This is a genomic window from Sorangium sp. So ce385 (assembly GCF_051474135.1).
Classification (GTDB): domain Bacteria; phylum Myxococcota_A; class Polyangia; order Polyangiales; family Polyangiaceae; genus Sorangium; species Sorangium cellulosum_D.
In genome coordinates this window covers 9,422,498-9,440,605 of the sequence record NZ_CP150337.1, presented here as the reverse complement: position 1 = coordinate 9,440,605, position 18,108 = coordinate 9,422,498, and the positions used below count along the sequence as shown (strand labels likewise).

General features: G+C 73.2%; 13 protein-coding genes. 6 read left to right on the top strand and 7 right to left on the bottom strand.

What is annotated here, in order from left to right:
• Window positions 1–127 precede the first annotated feature (127 nt).
• Genes WME83_RS34270 through WME83_RS34260 form a run of 3 tightly spaced genes read right to left on the bottom strand, consistent with a single transcriptional unit; the run spans window position 128 to window position 5,026 of the window.
• Window positions 128–1,939 carry a hypothetical protein gene (locus WME83_RS34270; RefSeq protein ID WP_437313923.1) on the bottom strand — a complete coding sequence of 604 codons (1,812 nt, stop codon included), beginning with the start codon at window positions 1,937–1,939 and terminating at the stop codon, window positions 128–130.
• Between the two features lies 1 nt (window position 1,940).
• The gene (locus WME83_RS34265; protein WP_437313922.1) at window positions 1,941–3,254 is read right to left on the bottom strand and encodes a tetratricopeptide repeat protein; all 1,314 of its coding nucleotides are present in this window, start codon (window positions 3,252–3,254) and stop codon (window positions 1,941–1,943) included.
• Window positions 3,255–3,259: 5 nt separating this feature from the next.
• Window positions 3,260–5,026, bottom strand: a complete 1,767-nt coding sequence (locus tag WME83_RS34260; protein WP_437313921.1) for a protein kinase domain-containing protein — start codon at window positions 5,024–5,026, stop codon at window positions 3,260–3,262.
• 339 nt (window positions 5,027–5,365) lie between these two features.
• On the opposite strand from WME83_RS34260, the gene WME83_RS34255 reads away from it, so the two are divergent.
• From WME83_RS34255 to WME83_RS34240, 4 genes are all read left to right on the top strand, one after another.
• The gene (locus WME83_RS34255; RefSeq protein WP_437313920.1) at window positions 5,366–6,310 is read left to right on the top strand and encodes an ATP-binding cassette domain-containing protein; all 945 of its coding nucleotides are present in this window, start codon (window positions 5,366–5,368) and stop codon (window positions 6,308–6,310) included.
• Window positions 6,310–7,362, top strand: a complete 1,053-nt coding sequence (locus WME83_RS34250; RefSeq protein ID WP_437313919.1) for an ABC transporter permease — start codon at window positions 6,310–6,312, stop codon at window positions 7,360–7,362. Before WME83_RS34255 ends, WME83_RS34250 begins: the two co-directional genes overlap by 1 nt.
• 199 nt (window positions 7,363–7,561) lie before the next feature.
• A complete protein-coding gene (locus WME83_RS34245) occupies window positions 7,562–10,273 on the top strand; it encodes a hypothetical protein (RefSeq protein ID WP_437313918.1) in 2,712 nt (903 codons plus the stop codon).
• A gap of 318 nt (window positions 10,274–10,591) precedes the next feature.
• Entirely contained in the window at window positions 10,592–11,950 is a 1,359-nt protein-coding gene (locus WME83_RS34240) for an LLM class flavin-dependent oxidoreductase (RefSeq protein WP_437313917.1), read from the top strand.
• A gap of 107 nt (window positions 11,951–12,057) precedes the next feature.
• On the opposite strand, the gene WME83_RS34235 is transcribed toward WME83_RS34240, so the two are convergent.
• Entirely contained in the window at window positions 12,058–12,426 is a 369-nt protein-coding gene (locus tag WME83_RS34235; RefSeq protein ID WP_437313916.1) for a VOC family protein, read from the bottom strand.
• Between the two features lie 268 nt (window positions 12,427–12,694).
• Here WME83_RS34235 and WME83_RS34230 point away from each other — a divergent pair, with 268 nt between their 5' ends.
• On the top strand, window positions 12,695–13,285 hold the full coding sequence (locus tag WME83_RS34230; protein WP_437313915.1) for a hypothetical protein: 591 nt from the start codon (window positions 12,695–12,697) through the stop codon (window positions 13,283–13,285).
• Between the two features lie 56 nt (window positions 13,286–13,341).
• Here the strand turns inward: WME83_RS34230 and lysA are convergent, their stop codons facing one another.
• The 3 genes from lysA to WME83_RS34215 all read right to left on the bottom strand — a co-directional run bounded on the left by lysA (window position 13,342) and on the right by WME83_RS34215 (window position 16,987).
• Window positions 13,342–14,640, bottom strand: coding sequence for a diaminopimelate decarboxylase (gene lysA, locus WME83_RS34225; RefSeq protein ID WP_437313914.1), 1,299 nt, complete (start codon window positions 14,638–14,640; stop codon window positions 13,342–13,344).
• A gap of 178 nt (window positions 14,641–14,818) precedes the next feature.
• Window positions 14,819–16,516, bottom strand: a complete 1,698-nt coding sequence (locus tag WME83_RS34220; protein ID WP_437313913.1) for a phospholipase D-like domain-containing protein — start codon at window positions 16,514–16,516, stop codon at window positions 14,819–14,821.
• Between the two features lie 213 nt (window positions 16,517–16,729).
• Window positions 16,730–16,987 carry a hypothetical protein gene (locus WME83_RS34215; RefSeq protein ID WP_437313912.1) on the bottom strand — a complete coding sequence of 86 codons (258 nt, stop codon included), beginning with the start codon at window positions 16,985–16,987 and terminating at the stop codon, window positions 16,730–16,732.
• Between the two features lie 320 nt (window positions 16,988–17,307).
• On the opposite strand from WME83_RS34215, the gene WME83_RS34210 reads away from it, so the two are divergent.
• Window positions 17,308–18,066, top strand: coding sequence for a hypothetical protein (locus WME83_RS34210; protein WP_437313911.1), 759 nt, complete (start codon window positions 17,308–17,310; stop codon window positions 18,064–18,066).
• The last annotated feature ends 42 nt before the right edge of the window (window positions 18,067–18,108 follow it).

The window sequence follows — 18,108 nt, the reverse complement described above, 5'->3', positions numbered from 1 at the left end:
CGACCACCCGTGGGTCGCCTGTCCTGTTTTGTCGGCGCGCGGTCGAGCCAGCCGGCCGGGTCTGTGCCGTGTCGGCGCGCGGTCGAGCCTGTGGGGCCGGCGCTCGGTCGAGCCAGCCGCCGGGGACCTACGGCGCTAGCCGGACCAGCAGGATGTCGGCCGCGCGCGCCTGCGCCGCGACGCCGTCGAGGTCCACGCTCCCCTCGACGGTCCCCGCGAGCAGGACGTGGCCGCGGTCCACGAGCGCCGCGACGCCCGCCGCGGACCGGCTCCCGCCGCTCTCCCCGGCGCCGGGGCCGAGCCGCTTGCTCCACACGTGGCGCCCCTCGGCGTCGAGCCGCGCCACGACGATGTCGCTGCCGCGGCCGGCGCCGTCGAGCGGCCCGCCGCCGAGATCGGTCGGCCCCTCGACGGTGCCCGCGAGGACGAGCCCGCCGTCCGTCTCGAGCGCGATGCGCGGCGGCTGCTCCGCCGCGTAGGCCCGGCTGAAGCGGTGCTCCCGCGCGGACCCGAGCTCGACCACGAACGCCGAGAACCCCTCCGAGAACAGCGCGCTGCCGCCGCCGAGGCCGAGGAGCCCCTCGAACGTCCCGCTCAGCGCGATCTCGCCGCCCGGGCCGATCGCGATGTCGCCCCCGTGCTGGCGGCGGCCGTCGCCGAAGGACTGCGACGCGACGTGCTGGCCGCCCGCGTCGAGCTTGGCCAGGAACAGGTCGCTCATCCCCGCGGACGAGAGGTGGGGCGCCCCCTCGCCGAAGCGGAGCTCGCCCTCGAAGGTCCCCGTCAGGAGCACGTCCCCGTGCGCGTCCACGGCGACGCCCGTCGGCTCCTGCGTCCCCGGCCCGTCGAAGACCCGCTCCCAGAGCTGCTCACCCTCGGGGTTGTACCGGGCCACCGCGACGTCGCTCCCGCCGTGCCCGAGGAGCGCCGACGCGACCACGACGTCGCCCGCCGCCGAGGTCGCGACGTCCTGCGGCTTGCCCGGGAGCAGCTCGCTCCAGCGCACCAGCCCGCCCCCGGCGTCCAGCTTGATCACGAACCCTTGCAGCCGGTCCGCGGTGAGCTCGGCGCCCATCATCCCCTCGAGTTCGCCCACGATCGCGACATTGCCCTCGGCGTCGACCGCGAGCGCCCGCAGCGCGCCGTGCCCCTCGTCGACGAGCCGCCGCACCCAGGCGATCGCGCCGTCCGCCTCGATCCGCGCCACGAAGACGTCCCGATCGGCGCCGGTCGCGATCGGGCCGGCGCCGAGGTCGAGGGAGCCCTCGAACTCGCCGCCCAGGATCGCGAAGCCCCGGCCCGCCGCGAGCGCGCGCGCCCGCTGGTGGCCGGAGCCGCCGAGGAGCGCGCCGAGGACCCCGCCGGGGATCACCGCGCCGCAGTCGCCTCCGCCGCTGCAGTCCTCGTCGGCCGGGGTGGCGCAGTCCTCGGCCCGCGGCGTGACCTCGCCGGTGCACGCGCCCCACCGGCCGTCGCTCCCGCACGTGCGCCGGCCGGCGCTGCACGCGCCGACGCCGAGGGTCCCCGGCGGGCCGCCGTAGGGGCACGCCTCGACCGCGCCCGGGTCGCAGGCGCAGACGCCGCCGGCCGCGGGGCCGCCTGCGCCGCCGGCCGCCTCGTCGACCGCGCCGTCGCAGTCGTCGTCGGCCGCGTTGCCGCAGCGCTCCGGCGCCGGCGTGACCTCGCCCTCGCAGGGGCCGTAGCCGTCGCCGTCGGCGTTGCACCGCCGGAGGCCGGTCCGGCAGGCGCCGACCCCCTCGGTCGCCGGCGGCCCGGTGTAGCAGGCGACGGTCGAGAGCGGCTCGCAGCGCTCCTCCACGAGGATGCCGTCCTCGAGCTCGAGCAGCGCGTTGCAGCCGGCGCAACCGTGCGCGATGAGCGCCACGAGCGCCACGCGCGAGAGCCGGCCGACGATGGGGATCGAGCCGCGCGCGCGCATGTCAGTAGCTCCCGCCCACGACGAGCGAGAACGCCCCGGGGCCGGCGGTGGCCGCCGCCGTGGCGCGGCGCGCGGGCGGGGCGGCGGCCTGGGGCGGGGCGGTCCAGAAGAGCAGGCCGGCCGCGAGCAGCGCGGCGGTGCCGGCCGAGAAGGCGATCGTCGAGGCGGTGCCGGCCGCCTGCGCGTCCTCGCGCAGCGCGACCCCGGCGGCGTCGCAGCGGCTCCGCGCGTCGCAGTGGCCCCGGTTCGAGGCGTCCCGGCGGGCGATGGCCTCCAGGCCGAACGCGGCGCCGAGGCCGAGCCCCACGAGGCCGGCGCCGCCGCTCGCGAGCGCGATCACCCGCTGCGCGCGCCCGCCGCCGTCGCCGTCGCTGCGGCCGGCGCTCGCCAGGAGGCGAGGCGCCTGCCCGCGGGGGCCGGGCGGCGCCGCGGAGAGCGCGCGCGGGGGCGGCTCGTGCTCCAGGGAGGGCACGTGGACGAGCTCGCGCGCGCCGTCGGGCGGGACGGCGCGCACGGTGGACCAGCGCCTCCTGCCGGGCGCGCGGGCCTCGACGGTGTGCGTTCCAGGATCGACCGGGAGCGCCCGTCCCCACTGCGCGGGCGGGATCAGCTCGCCGTCGCGACGGATCTCCAGGCCCGGCGCGGCGCTGGCCGCGGGCACGTCGATGGTGATGCGCGAGAGCCGCGGCTCGAGCGCGGACGCGATCGCGGCCGCGCGCGCGGCGCGGGGGTCGCCCGCGCTCTTGGCGACGGCCGCGGCCTCGCTGAAGACGTTCCAGGCGCCCGCGGTCCTGCCCGCGCGCGCGAGGCACTCGCCGAGCCGGAGGAGGAGGTTGATCGCCGTCGGATCCAGGGTCCTGCCCTGCTCGAGCACGGCGCAGGCCTCCGCGACGCGCCCGGCATCGAGCAGCTGCCTCGCTGCCTGATACAGCGCGAGCACCTGCTCCTTGTGCGCCCCGCCGAGCTGACCCGGGTTGGGCTGACCCGGGTTGAGGTGCGCCCCGCCGAGCTGACCCGGGTTGGGCTGACCCGGGTTGAGGTGCGCCGAGCCGGACGAACCCGGGTTGGGCTGACCCGGGTTGGGCTGACCTGGGTTGAGGTGCGCCGAGCCGGACGAACCCGGGTTGGGCTGACCCGGGTTGAGGTGCGCCGAGCCGGACGAACCCGGGTTGGGCTGACCCGGGTTGGCGTGCCTCACGCCGGGCGCGGCGGCCGTGCCGCTCGCCGGCGAGAGGAGCAACGACAGCGCCGCGAGGACACAGGCGAGCTCGCGCGGACGCGAGCAGCTGACATTCGGGAGAGCTCCTCGGCACATGGCGATCACCAGGGGCTGTCCTGCCCGCCTGCCGACGGCGGGGCTTCCGCGCCGCGGCCGGGCGCCGCCACGGAGATCGGCGCGCCGGCCGCGCTACCCGGACCCGACGGCGGCGCCGGAGCCGCCGGCTCCGCGGCCGCCGTCTCCGCCTCCCCCCCAGCGGCGACGGGGCTCACCGCCGGCGGGCGCACCTCGGTCGGCCCAGGCCGCCGCGACGTCCCATCGCGCCCTCCCGAGGGCGCACCCCCGGAAGCCGCCGGCGGCTCCAGTCGCTCGGACCGCCCCTGCGGCGCCGGGCCCTCCCACGGCCCCGCCACGACCCCCGTGCGCGGGGACGCCCGCGGCGGCCTCCCTGCGCCCGCCCGCGCGTGCGGCGCGCCCCTCGCCGGAGCGACGGCGCCGGCCCCGCCGCACACGTCCGGGGGCACTGCCCTGACGTCGGCCTCGGGCGCGCCGGACGCCGCGCCGGCGCTGCCGTGCAGCGCGCCGTCGGCGGCGCCGCCGGGCGCGTGGAGCGACCCGTCCGCCGCGGTGGTCTCCAGGGGCCCCGCGGCGAGCCCCAGCGGCATTCCCGCAAGGCCCAGCGGCTCCGCGGCGAGCCCCTGCGGCACCCCGGCGAGGTGCTGCGCGCTGGCGCCGTCGGACCACGCGACCCCCGCCGAGCGCGGCCACCCGGGCGGCGAGACGGTCGCGGCCAGCGCGGCGCTCGCGGAGAAGGCGCCGGCCGCGAGCCACGCCCGCCTCGGGCGGCGGACCCCGGATGCCGGCGCCTCCGACGGCCGGACGGCGGTCGTGGGCGGCCGGGCGGCGGTCGTGGGCGGCCCCTCGTCCAGCCACGTGTACGTCGCCTGGCTCCGGTGGACCGTCGTGGGCAGCGTCGCGTCGGGCGGCCCGCGCAGCGCGAACGGCGAGAGCGCGGCGGCGAGCTCGCGGGCCGAGGCCGGACGGCGGGCCCGGTTCTTCTCGAGGCAGCCCATCACGATCTCCTCGAACCCCTCGGGCAGCTCGGCGCACGCGCTCCGGAGCGGCCGGGGCGCCTGCTCCGACACGACGAGCACGAGCTGCTCCATCGTCTCCGCGCCGAACGGCAGCGCGCCGCTCACGAGCTGGTAGAGCACCACCCCGAGCGCCCACAGGTCGGCGCGCAGGTCCACGTCCTTGGGCGTGAGCATCTGCTCGGGCGCCATGTAACGGCGCGAGCCCATGACCGACCGCGCCGTCGTCATCTCGAGCCCGTCCTCCTCGGGCCTCGCGCACGTGAACTTCGCGACCCCGAAGTCGAGCACCTTGACGAGCGGCGTGCCGTCGGTCCGGTACGTCAGGAACAGGTTCGCGGGCTTCAGGTCCCGGTGCACCATCCCGAGCGCGTGCGCCTCCATGAGCGCGACGCAGGCCTGACGGACGTACTCGGCCGCCTCGTCCACCGGCAGCCGCCCGCGGCGCTCCACGATCGAGCGGAGATCGTTGCCCGAGAGGTGCTCCATCACGATGTACGGCACCGGCAGCGCGATGCCCGCCCGCGGCGCGAGCGCGCCCAGGTCGTAGACCCGCGGCACGTGCTCGGTCTTCAGCCGGAACATCCCGCGCGCCTCGCGCTGGAAACGCCTCAGCAGCGCCGCGTTCCCGCAGTGCTCCGCCCGCATGAACTTGATCGCCACGAGCTCGCCCAACGACAGGTGCCGCGCCGCGACGACGGCCCCCATCCCGCCGATCCCGAGCAGCCGCTCGACCCGATAGCGGTCCGCGATGACCTCGCCGCAGTGCACGGGCACCACTCCCTCTTCATCGCTCACCACGCGCCCCCCCACTCCGTCGCTCTGAGATTGCAGACCGGCCAGCCACGATCTCGGACCGGATGGTTCCTTGCAGGGCCACGCTCGTCGCGCTTGCCGCAGGCTCTGGTGAGATTCGATTCTCCGGAGAGGCAATGCGTCGCGTCGCCTGTCGAATTTTCCGGCGCTCCTGTGGGCACGTGCGGGCGCGCTCCGTGCGCCGCGGGCGATGTGGAGCGCGCCTCCGCCCGGCACGCGCCGTCCGCGCCGTCCGCGCGGTCCGCGCGGTCCGCGCATGATTGCAGCCGGGTGGTTCCGTTTCGGCCCTCCCCGCGATACATGCGTTCCGTGTCCGCTCCTCCCGCCCTGGTCTGCCGCGGTCTGGTCAAGCGTTACGGCGACGTCACGGCCGTGAACGGGCTCGACCTCGAGGTGCGGCGCGGCGAATGCTTCGGCCTGCTCGGCCCGAACGGCGCGGGCAAGACGACCACGGTGGAGATCCTCGAGGGGCTGACCCGGGCCGACGCCGGCGACGTCGAGGTGCTGGGCGAGCGCTGGACGGGCGACGGCATCGCGCTGCGCCAGCGCCTCGGCATCCAGCTCCAGGAGACGCGCTTCCCGGACAAGCTCCGGGTCCGCGAGGTGATCGCCCTGTTCCGCAGCTTCTACCCGCGCGGGCTCGACCCGGAGGAGGCGCTGCGCCGCGTGTCGTTGCAGGAGAAGGCGGGCGCGTTCGTGCGCGGGCTGTCGGGCGGGCAGAAGCAGCGGCTGTCGCTCGCCTGCGCGCTCGCGGGCGACCCGGAGGTGCTCTTCCTCGACGAGCCGAGCACCGGCCTCGATCCGGCGTCGCGCCGCGAGATCTGGGACATCGTCGAGGACCTGAAGGCGCGAGGCCGCACGATCCTCCTGACCACGCACTACATGGAGGAAGCCGCGCGCCTCTGCGATCGGGTCGCGATCGTCGACCGCGGGCGGCTGCTCTCGCTCGGCACGCCGGCGGCGCTCGTCGCCTCGCTGGGCGCCGAGCACGTCGTGGAGATCGAGGTGGACGGCGCGCTCGACGAGGAGGAGCTCCGGGGCCTGCCCGGCGTGGAGGCCGTGCGCTCGGCGCAGGGGGCGCTCCGGCTCACGGTGCGCGACGTGGCGCGCGTGCTCCCGCCGCTGCTCGCGCTCTGCGCCGCGCGCGGCGCCGCGCCGAGGCGGCTCGCGACGCACCACGCGAGCCTGGAGGACGTGTTCATGGCGCTCGCCGGCCGGAAGCTCGCGAGCGAGGAGGCGGCGTGATGGCAAGGGGACTCCGCTCCCTGCGCGGCTCGCCGCTCGCGCTCCTCATCCGGGCGCGGGTGGTGGAGTTCCTGCGCGAGCCCGAGGCGATCTTCTGGATGCTCGTGTTCCCGATCCTGCTCTCGTCGGCGCTGGCCGTCGCGTTCGGCGGCCGGGCCGAAGCGCCGCTGCCGGTGAGCGTCGAGGCGGGCGCCGGGGCGGAGGCGCGGCGCGCCGCGCTCGAGGCCTCGGGGCAGATCGCCCCCCGGGTGGTCCCGCGGGACCAGGCGCAGCGGGAGCTCCGCACCGGCAAGGTCGCGCTGGTCGTGCTGGACACCGATCCGCCCACGTACTGGTTCGATCCGACGCGGCCGGAGAGCCGCGCCGCCCGGCTCGAGGTCGACGAGGCGCTCCAGCGCGCGGCGGGGCGCGCGGACGCGTTCCAGCCGGCCGCGCTCGAGATGACCGAGCGGGGCTCGCGCTACATCGACTTCCTCGTGCCCGGGCTGCTCGGCATGAACGTGATGTCGACCGGGATGTGGGCGATCGGCTTCTCGATCGTGCAGCAGCGCATCGGCAAGCTCCTCAAGCTGTTCGTCGCGGCGCCGATGAAGCGCTGGCAGCTCCTGGTCGCGCACCTCGGGGCGCGGCTCGTGTTCCTGGCGATCGAGGTCGTCGCCCTGCTCCTGTTCGCGGTCCTCGCCCTCGGCGTGCCGATCGCGGGCTCGCTCGCCGCGCTCGCGCTGGTCATCGTGGTCGGCGCGCTGTCGTTCGTGGGGCTCGGCCTGCTCGTCGCGGCGCGGCCGCGGACGCTCGAGGGCGTCTCGGGGCTGACCAACCTGGCGATGTTCCCGATGTGGATCTTCTCCGGCGTCTTCTTCTCGACCGAGCGCTTCCCGGCGGCGATGCAGCCGTTCATCCAGGCGCTGCCCCTCACGGCGCTGAACGACGCGCTCCGCGGCGTGATGCTCGAGGGCGCGCCCCTCGCCGCGCTCGCGCCCGAGCTCGCCCTGCTGGCCGGCTGGGGCGCCGTCTGCTTCGCGCTCGCCCTCAAGCTCTTCCGCTGGCAGTAGCCCGCGCGGCCGCGGCCAGCGGAGGAGCGGGGCGGTTCGCCGGCACCTTCGTCGCACCACGCTCCTGGGACCCCGCCAGCCCGCCACCGGGCCCACGGTGCGCGACATTGTAAAATATCAACAATTTAACTAACTTGGGACAATGCTGCCATCACGCGCTTTGCGCTGCCTTCTTGCTGTGAGCTCCAGTGTTACAGCCATGCTCCTGGTCGCCGCTCTCCCCGCGGCGGCCGCCCCGTCGTTCACGACGTTCGAATCGGGCCAGGTCCGCCCCCTGGCTCTCTCTGCGAACGGCAAGCTGCTCTTCGCGGCGAACACCCCCGACAACCGGCTGGAGATCTTCCGCGTCCAGGCCGGTCGTTTGCGGCTCGCGGCGTCGGTCCCCGTGGGCCTCGAGCCTGTCGCCGTGGCTGCCCGGGGCGACGAAGTCTGGGTGGTGAACCACCTGTCCGACAGCGTGAGCGTCGTCGATGTTCGAGACGCCGCGAGGGCGCGCGTCGTCCGCACGCTGCTCGTGGGTGACGAGCCGCGCGACATCGTATTCGCCGGACCGGAGCGCTCGCGGGCCTTCATCACCACGGCCCACCGCGGGCAGAACGTCCCCTTCGATCCGCAGATCACGACGCCCGGCGTGGGGCGCGCGGACGTGTGGGTGTTCGATGCCAGACAGCTCGGGACCTCGCTCGGCGGCGCGCCGCTCTCCATCGTGACGCTCTTCAGCGATACGCCGCGCGCGCTCGCGGTGACGCCGGACGGCAGCCGGGTCTACGCCGCCGCCTTCCACTCGGGGAACCGCACGACCTCCATCGACGAGAGCCTCGTGCCGAACGGCGGGGAGGCCGCGGGCGGATTGCCCTGGCCCAACACCAATGTCGAAGGCGTTCCACAGCCCGAGGTCGGGCTGATCGTCAAGTTCGACGGGGCCCACTGGGTCGACGAGCTGGGTCGCCCCTGGGACGACATGGTGCGCTTCTCGTTGCCCGACAAGGACGTCTTCGTCATCGACGCGACCGCCGACCCGCCGCGTCAGGTGGACGGGCCGGGCGGCTTCTTCACGGGGGTGGGGACCGTCCTCTTCAACATGGTCGTGAACCCGGTGAACGGGAAGGTCTATGTATCCAACACCGACGCCCGAAACGAGCAGCGCTTCGAGGGGCCGGGCCTCTTCGCTGGCCACAGCGTGCGAGGCCACCTGCACGAGAGCCGGATCACCGTCCTCGGCCCGGACGGCGTCGTCCCGAGGCACCTCAACCAACACATCGATTACAGCAGCTGCTGCGCGCCGGTGCCGAACGAAGAGAGCGAGAAGAGCCTGGCGCAGCCGGTGGAGATGGCCGTGACGAGAGACGGCGCGACCCTGTATGTCGCGGCGCTCGGCTCGGACAAGATCGGCATCTTCGACACCGCGAGGCTCGAGGACGGTACGTTCGTGCCCAGCACGGCGAACCAGATCCCCGTCCCCGGAGGCGGCCCGACCGGCCTCGTCCTCGACGAAGCCAGGCGCCGGCTCTATGTGCTCACGCGCTTCGACAACGCGATCTCGGTCATCGATACACGGACCCGCCGCGAGGTCGCGCACGTGCCGATGCACAACCCGGAGCCCCCGAGCGTCGTCCGGGGGCGCCGCTTCCTCTATGACGCGTCGCTGAGCTCGAGCCACGGCGACTCGTCCTGCGCGAGCTGCCACATCTTCGGCGACTTCGACAGCCTCGCGTGGGACCTCGGAAACCCGGACGGCTCGGTGCTGGACAACCCGGGGCCGTTCTGCACCGAGCTCTTCGGCCTGGATCCGAGCCTCCATCCGATGAAGGGGCCGATGACGACCCAGAGCCTGCGCGGCATGGCGAACCACGGGCCGATGCACTGGCGCGGCGACCGCACGGGCGGCCATGACGAGCCCACCTCCCAGCCGGACACAGGGGTGTTCGACGAGCGGGCGGCGTTCAAGAAATTCCGTGGCGCATTCGTCGATCTGCTGGGGCGAGACGAGGCGATCTCAGAGGAGGACATGGAGGACTTCACGGACTTCATCCTCCAGATCACCTATCCGCCCAACCCCATCCGCGCGCTCGACGACGCGCTCACGCCCGATCAGCTCGCGGGGCGCGCCTTCTTCGGGGGGCCCGTCTCGAGCATCCTCGGCACCTCGTGCATCGGGTGCCACGTCGTCGACCCCGGCGCCAACCCCGACGACTTCGCGCCGGGCTTCTTCGGCAGCGACGGCGGATCGGCCAACGCCAACGAGTCCCAGGTCTTCAAGGTCCCGCACCTGCGCAATCAGTACCAGAAGGTCGGGATGTTCGGCATGGCGGAGTCGTTCGTCTTCCCGTTCGGCGGCTCCAACGCGCACATGGGCGACCAGGTCCGCGGCTTCGGCTTCCTCCACGACGGCGCCGTCGATACGCTCTTCCGCTTCAACTCCTTCTCCGATTTCGTCCAGACCCCGGAGAACCCCGGCGGCTTCGCCGTCGGCCTCGAGGGGGACCTCCTGAAGCACCAGGTCGCAGCGTACATGCTGGCGCTGGAGTCGAACCTGAAGCCCATCGTGGGCCAGCAGATCACGCTCACGTCGTCGAACGCGGCGGCGGCCGGCCCGCGCGTCGACCTGCTCGTGGCGCGCGCCGACGCCGGCGATTGCGATCTCGTGGTCAAGGGCTGGTCGCAGGGCGCCGAGCTGGGCTTTCTGTACCTCGGGAACGGCTGGTTCGACCCCGACCGCGCGCGCGAGCCGTGGAGATCGGACGCCGAGCTCCGCCTGCTCGCCACGGGGCGCCGCGGCGAGCTGACGTATACCTGCGTGCCGCCCGGGTCGGGCGAGCGCATCGGCATCGATCGCGACGGCGATGGCTTCCGCGACGGCGACGAGCGGGACGCGCGCAGCGACCCGGCCGATCCGAATCGGGTTCCGTGATGGGGGTGGCCGCGGCGTGACAGGCCGTGCGGGGGGGGCGAGCACGCCAGCGGGAGGACGACCGTCGACGGCGGGCTGGCCGCGGCCGGGTGCTTCCCTGACAGCAATGGTTCCGCAGCGCGGGCGGTCCAGTGCTGCTCTCGCAGCACAGCCCCGTTGCCGGGGAGGGGAGGTGCCTTGCTCCCGGCCGGTGTGCCCGTGGCGCCGTCTCCGGGCACGACGCTTGCGGTGCGCGGCGCGGCTGCGGCGCGGCTGCGGCGCGGCCGCGCGGCGGCACGCGCGCGCGCCCACGCGCGGACGCGAGGACCGAGGACATCCATGAGCGATCATCAACGAAAGATCCGTCTGGGCGCCTTCTTGCCCGGCGCAGGGCACCACGTTGCAGCGTGGCGGCACCCGGAGGCGCAGGCGGACGGGGGCATCAACTTCGCGCATTACAAGCGCATCACGCAGACCGCGGAGCGGGCCAAGTTCGACGCCGTGTTCCTCGCGGACGGGCTCGCGCTGCAGAACCGGCCGGGGGCGCAGGGCCGCACCGCCTATGGGGCCAGCTTCGAGCCGGTCACGCTGTTCTCCGCGCTCGCGGCGGTCACCGAGCGCATCGGCTTCATCGCCACGGCGTCCACCACGTACGAGGAGCCTTACCTCCTGGCCCGCAAGTTCGCCTCGCTGGACCACCTCAGCCAGGGGCGGGCGGGGTGGAACGTGGTCACCACCGGCGGGGGCGAGGCGGCGGGGAACTTCGGGCTCGACGCCCACCCCGACCACGCGCAGCGGTACGTCCGGGCGCGGGAGTTCGTCGACGTGGTCACCGGCCTCTGGGACAGCTGGGAAGACGACGCCTTCCTCCGCGACAAGGCGTCGGGGGTCTACTACGACCCGGAGAAGCTGCACACGCTCGATCACAAGGGGAAGTTCTTCTCCGTTCGCGGGCCGCTCAACATCCCGCGCCCGCCCCAGGGGCACCCGGTGATCGTGCAGGCGGGGTCCTCGGAGGCGGGCAGAGAGCTCGCCGCGGAGACGGCCGAGGTCATCTTCACCGCGCAGCAGACGCTCGAGGACGCGCAGGCCTTCTACGCCGACGTGAAGGGGCGGATGGCCAAGTACGGGCGCCACCCCGACCAGCTGAAGATCATGCCGGGGGTATTCCCGGTGGTCGCCCGGACCGAGTCGGAGGCCCGGGCGAAGTACCAGGAGCTGCAGGACCTCATCTTGCCGGAGGTCGGCCTGTCGCTGCTCTCGGGGCTGTCGGGGGGGATCGATCTCTCGGGGTACCCGGTGGACGGGCCGCTGCCCGACCTGCCGGAGACCAACAACAACAAGAGCCGGCAGGCGCTGATGTTCGACATCGCCCGCAAGCGCAACTTCTCCATCCGGGAGCTTTACCTCTGGGTGGCTGGGGCGCGCGGGCACTGGACGATCGTGGGCTCGGTGGAGCAGGTCGCGGACCAGCTGGAGGCCTGGTTCACGCAGGGCGGCGCCGACGGGTTCAACGTGATGCCGCCGTGGCTCCCGGGCGGGCTGGACGACTTCGTCGAGCTGGTGGTCCCGGAGCTGCGGCGGCGGGGGTTGTTCCGCACGGAGTACGAGGGCCGCACGCTGCGCGAGAACCTCGGGCTGGCCCGGCCGGCGAACCGCCACGCGAGCAAGGCCGGGTCGCGGGCGTCGGCGGCCTGAAGGCGCGCCGATCCACGCGCTGGCGGTCGCGTTCGACGGGAAGGTGGTCCGCGCGGCGCGCGTCCCTGCGGCGGTCGCGCCGTGAAGCTCGGGCTGCGCGGCGCGCCTCAGCCGCCGTCGATGATCTCGATGCGGTTCCCGAACGGATCGTCCGTGTGGAACCGCCGCACCTCGGGCAGCTCGTCGCTCCAGCGCACGGCGTGGCCCGCGGCCTCGAGCGCTGCTGCGATGTCATTGATGCCCTTCACGACGAGCCCGGGGTGCGCCTTGCGCGCCGGCCTGAAGTCGTGCTCCGCGCCGAGGTGGACCGCCACGGCGCCTGCGCGGAACCAGGCGCCGCCGCGCGACGCGAGGGGCTCGGGCTTGGGGACGTGCTCCATCCCGAGCACGTCCCGGTAGAACGCCACCGCGCGCGATTCCTGCCCGGGCGGCATCGCGAGCTGCACGTGATCGATGCAGACGAACGTGAACGGCATAGGCCACGTATACAAGAAAGCAGGGCAGCTCGCGAGCGGCGCCGGGCGCGACGCGCGCCGATCGAGCCGCCGTTCGGTGGATGGTTGTCGCTGGATTCGCGCGAATCCATTCGTCCTTTGCCGCCTCTCTCGACGCTCCGCCGCGATTGACGAGCTGACTGTGTCATCCAACGTGGTCGGGGCTGGTCAGCTGTGTCGCGGCGACTCTGTCGGTTTTCAGGGCAGCGGTCGAGCGATCTCGTCTCGCCCTTCAATCAGGAGATTCCACATGGCTGAATCGAGGAAGATCGTCGTGCTGATCGCGGCCTCGTTGTCGGCGGCGATCGCCGGCTGTATGGCGGCGACGGACGAGGGGGATGGGCGGGAGGACCCCTCTGCCGCCCTGGCGCCGGCGGACGTCGAGGAGAGCGTGGGTGAGGCGCCGGCCGCTCAGCACTGTCACGGCTGTCCGCCGGGGACCACGTACGTCGCCGTGGTGAACACCTGTGTCACCGAGCCTGCCAGGTTCGATGCCACGCCGGGGGCCTACGGGTGCCGTTACGGCGCCATCCTGACGGGTCGCGGCAACGTCATCTGTTTGCCGGGCTCGGAGTGGGGGCCCGTGCCTCCTCCTGTCGTCGCGATAGCCGGCGGTCTCCCTGGCCCGCAGCCTGGCGACTGGCCCCCGCCCGGCGGCGGTCTCCCTGGCCCGCAGCTCGGCGACTGGCCCCCGCCCGGCGGCGGTCTCCCTGGCCCGCAGCTCGGCGACTGGCCCCCGCCCGGCGGCGGTCTCCCTGGCCCGCAGCTCGGCGACTGGCCCCCTCCGTCCGGAGGCCTCGGCGTGCCTGTCCCTCAGGATCCGCTCGCCCCGTTCCCGTGAGACTCCACCCCTCGCGCTCGTGAAGACGGCAGGCCCCCGGAGAGGGGGTTCGCCGCTCAGCCGCGCCCCGCCGGATCCACCCCCATCGTGCGCAGCCGCTCCTTGATGTCGTCGGACAGGCACATCCGCGACACCAGGTCCTCGAACGTGTCCCTCCGCCGGATGAGCCGGCTCTTCCCGCCGTCGACGAGCACCTCCGCCGGCCGCAGCCGGCCGTTGTAGTCGTAGCTCATCACGTGCCCGTACGCGCCCGCATCCATCAGCACGACGACGTCTCCCTCGGCCACGTCCGCGGGGAACTCGCGCTCGCTGATCCACATGTCCGTGTTCTCGCAGACCTGCCCCGTCATCGCCATCGGGGCCGTCTTGCCGCGGCGGCCGTTGATCCGCACCTCGTGATACGCGCCGTACATCACCGGCCGCGCCATCGTGTTCATCGAGATGTCCGTGCCGATGATCGTCTTGTACCCCTGCTTGATCGAGATCACCCGCCCGAGCACGTAGCCCGCGTCCCCGACGAAGTAGCGCCCCGGCTCCATGACGAGGCGCGGCACCTTCAGGCCGTGCTCGGCGCACTTCCGCTGCACCACCGCGGCGATCTCGCGGGCGACGGCGTCCACGTCGAGCGCCGGCTGCTCCCTCCGGTAGGGGATGCCGAGCCCGCCGCCGATGTCGAGGAACGACAGATCGAAGCCGAGCTTCCGCGCGACCGGCCCGATCAGGTCGAGCAGCTTGGCCGTCACGTGCGCGAAGCTCTCCGGCTTGTTCGCCTGCGAGTGCGGCATCATGTGCACCCCGAGCCGCTCGACCCCGTTCTCCAGCGCCGTGCGGTAGGCGTCCTCCACGTGGCGCGGGTGGATCCCGAACTTCGCCGACGGCCCCGCGAACGGCTTCAGATCCGGCGTCGCGATGTCCTCGCCGCTCGGGTTGATCCGGAAGGACATGCAGCGCGGCCGCCCGAGCGCGAACAGGCGCCGCAGGATGCCGTGGTCGTCCACGTTGAAGATCACCCCGGCGCGCAGCCCCGCGGCGAGGTCCTCGTCCGAGAGGCTGTTGCCCGTGTAGATGATCTGCTCGCCCGAGAGCCCGAGCGCCTGCGCCAGGCGGATCTCGTTCGGGCTCGCGGCGTCCACGCCGGAGCCCTGCTCGACCAGGAGCTTCGCTATCTCCAGGTTGTTGCACGCCTTGATGGCGTAGAAGACCGACACCTCCGGGTAACAGCTGCGCAGCGCGCGCGTGAGTCGACGGAAGTTCTCCCGGATGCGCTCGGCATCGTAGGCATAGAGCGGCGTGCCGTACTGCTCCGCGAGGTCGCGGACCGAAATGCCCCCGATCTTGATCTCTGCCTCTTGCATACTCCTCGTCGCGTCAACGCTTCAGAAACGCTTCAAATTCGAGAGAACACCCGAAGGAACCGTTTGCAGGTTACCAGTACACCAGCATACCATGTGCCACCGGCGGCCGGCAACGGCGCGCGCGGCGCGGGCCTTCGTGCGGCCCGCCCGTCGGCAAGCGCGGAGCGCCGCCTGCCGGCTACGTGGCGTCGGTGCGGCTCGTGTCGCTGCGGCCGGCGTCGGTGAGGCTCGCGCCGGCGTGGCTCGCGTCGGTGAGGCTCGTGCCGGCGTGGCTCGCGTCGGTGAGGCTCGTGCCGGCGTGGCTCGCGTCGGCGTGGTTCGCGTCGGCGTGGCTCGCGTCGCTGCGGCTGCTGAAGAGGTGGCGCCAGAGCGCGCCGAGCCCGCCCACGAACAGCGAGCCGTTCCGCTTGTCGATGTCCTCGGTCGCGGCGGGGTCGAACGGCAGCTGATGCGGGTCGATCACCTCGAGCAGGGCGCGCTCGTCCGCCGTCGGCGACGGGTGGAGCCTCAGCCGGCACGAGCTCCCGGGCGTGCGCGGCCCGGTCGGGGGGCTCGCCAGCCCGTCGAGGTACGCGACGAGGTCGTCCACCCGGTCGAACTCGGTGTCGCCCAGGTGCTCGCCGATGAGCGACGCGCGCACCCTGCGGATCGAGCGGCCCAGCGCGTCGCCCGGGTCCTCGGTCTCGACCGAGGCGTTGATCTCCGTGTCGATCGACAGGCTGCGGTTCGTCAGGTTGGCGGAGCCCACCGTGAGGAAGCGGTCGTCGACGATCATCAGCTTGGAATGGATGTACGTGGCGCGCTCGGCCGTCTCGTCCTCGCCGCACGCCGGCAGGGTGTAGTAGATGCCGAGGCGGTGGCCGGTCTCGGCCGCCGCCGCGCGCAGCGCGCCGAGCACCTTGGCCTGCGAGAGGCCGACGGCGATCTGCTCCTTCATCGTCTCGGCCTCCATGTTCAACATGAGCACCACGTCGAGCAGCGGCCGGCCCTCGGCGCGCATCCGCCGCGCGATCCCCTCGGCGATGACGTGAGAGCTGAAGTACTGCGTCTCGATGTAGATGAAGCGCTCGGCGGCGTCGATGGCGTCGAGGTAGAGGTCGCGGATCTCCGTGCAGCTCGGGGCGCCGGTCGGCGCGCCGTGCGGATCGGTGCGGCTCAGCGTCACGCGCCGCGCCGCGATGGGGAGGCCGCCCTCGGGCCGGTAGTCGGGGAACGTCGGCTCGGCCCCCTCGAGGTCCGGCAGCGCGATGGGCACGCCGCCGGCGCGCCGCCAGCGATCCGTGAAGATCTCGGTCAGCGCCCGGGCGACCTCGCGGCCGCGCAGGTAGGCCTGCACGTCGTGAAACGGCTTGTGCGGCTCCCCGCGGCTGACGCGGAACGGGTTCTTGTTCGCGTGGCTGCGGTCGTCCCAGCGGTGGTCGCACAGGTCGAGGCCGCCGAGGAAGGAGAGCTCGCCGTCCACCACCACGAATTTCTGGTGGTGCGAGGCGCGCTCGACGTGGGTGGAGTCGAAGAGGAAGTGCAGCCGGTGGTTCGTCCACTCGAAGACGAGCTGCTGCAGCCACTCGCGCTCGAGCGCGAACACGAGGTGGAAATCCCAGGCGAGGATGAAGATCTGGAGATCGGGGTTGATCTCGCAGAGGTGGTTCAGGAACTTGAGCAGCGTGATCGGGCTCGACACCTCCGCCTCCCGCCCGCCGCGGAGCAGGGCGACGTCGCTGTCGAACTGCCAGCCGGCGAGGAGCAGGTAGCGCCGCGCCTTGGCGGCGACCCGGTAGAACTCGGGGTAATACTCGTCGGCATCGACCAGAAGGCCGAAGTCGTCCACCGGGGTGCTACACCACGTGTGACGTCGAGGGTCGATGATCTTCGCCATCGCCCCATCCTTAGCGACGCGCGAGGCGCCCCGCCAGGGCGCCGCGCACGCCGAGGGCCGGAGCCGCCGGCGCCACGCGGAGGAAACGGCGCGGCCTCGCCGCCGAGACGAGGGCGTCAGACGCATGACACCACGTCATCACGTTCGCTCCGCGGCATCCTTCTCGGGTCTTTGCCTTCATCTGTCGTTCGCGTCGTTCGCGTCGTCGCGCCTTCACGTCGTTGCGCCCGGGCGCTCCGCGCCCTGCGGCGCTGGCCTCGCGTGCGCCGCGATGAGCCGCTTCAGGCCCGCCACGTCCGGACGGTCTCCGCTCGCCTCGCCGATGTCGGCGAGGCGCTCCGCCTCGTCGCGCGAGAGGTCGGGGCATATCCACTCCAGCAATGCCGCCCAGTCCGGCGAACCGTCGCAGCTATAGCAGTCATCGGGGATCGGCGTATCGTCGGGGAAATTCCGGAAAGCAAAGTACGGCATCGCATCTACCTTTGTGCCGAGATCCCGGGCATGCCCTCATCCCGGCTCGCCGCGCCGGCGCGACGGCCGGTCGGCTATGGAGCCGGCAGCGCGGGGGAGCAAGCGCATCCATGCACGCCTCGCCCCGTTCGCCGCCGGTCGCCGCCGGTCGCGCCCGGAGGACGCGGCGAAGCGGGCCCGCCACGCCGCCGGGGGGGCGGCCAGGGAAGAAAAATCCACCATGATTGAAGCCGTCTACCTGAGTGCACGGGCGCTGACGGTTGAGCTTGTCCGGAGCGCCCCGCTGGGCTGATCTCTCCGCCGGGATGCACGACCTTGACTTGAGGGCGCTCGCTGTCCGCGGCGCGCTGGCGCTGCTCGTGAGCCTTCCGGCGGCGGGATGCCAGCTCGTCTCGGGCATCGACGCGATGGACGTCGACCAGTCGGCGGGCGGCGTCGTCGGCGATTGCGGGCCGGTGGGCGAAAGGTGCGGCGGGACGTGCAAGGACGGCGTGGTCACGCCTCCGGGCACCTGCAGGGATGACGGCACGTGCTCCGCCGAGCCGAGCAGCTGCGGGTCGTACGACTGCGACCCGAGCGGGACCGCGTGCGCCACGATCTGTTCGATCTACGACGGCTGCGTCGAGCACGCGGTCTGCGACACGATGAGCGCGACGTGCATGGCGTGCGGGGCGAGCCCGCCCGATCCGGCCCCGTGCGACGGCTGCGAGCGCTGCGAAGGTGGCAAGTGCATCACCCGGTGCGACACCGAAGGCGAGTGCGTCCGGGACCGGATGCTCGACGCCAAGGAGCACCCGGCGCGGCTCGAGTGCAACGACCAGTGCAACAACATCCGCGTGGTCTGCATAGGACCGTACCCGTGCGAGGTCGTCTGCGGCGACGGCGGGTGTCAAGGCCTGCTCATGCGGTGCAGCCATGACGGCCCGTGTTACCTCGAGTGCAGCCGTTCGGGTTGCGCGAGCAACGTAAAATTGGAGTGTGGGGCGAACCGCTGCGTCGCTGCTTGCATCCTCGAGACCACCATCGTCGATCAGGTGTGCGGGAGCTCGTGCTCGTGCATGCCGCAGTTGTGCCGGTGATCCGCGCGGTCGCCGCGCCGCGCGGCGCTCATGGCGGGAACG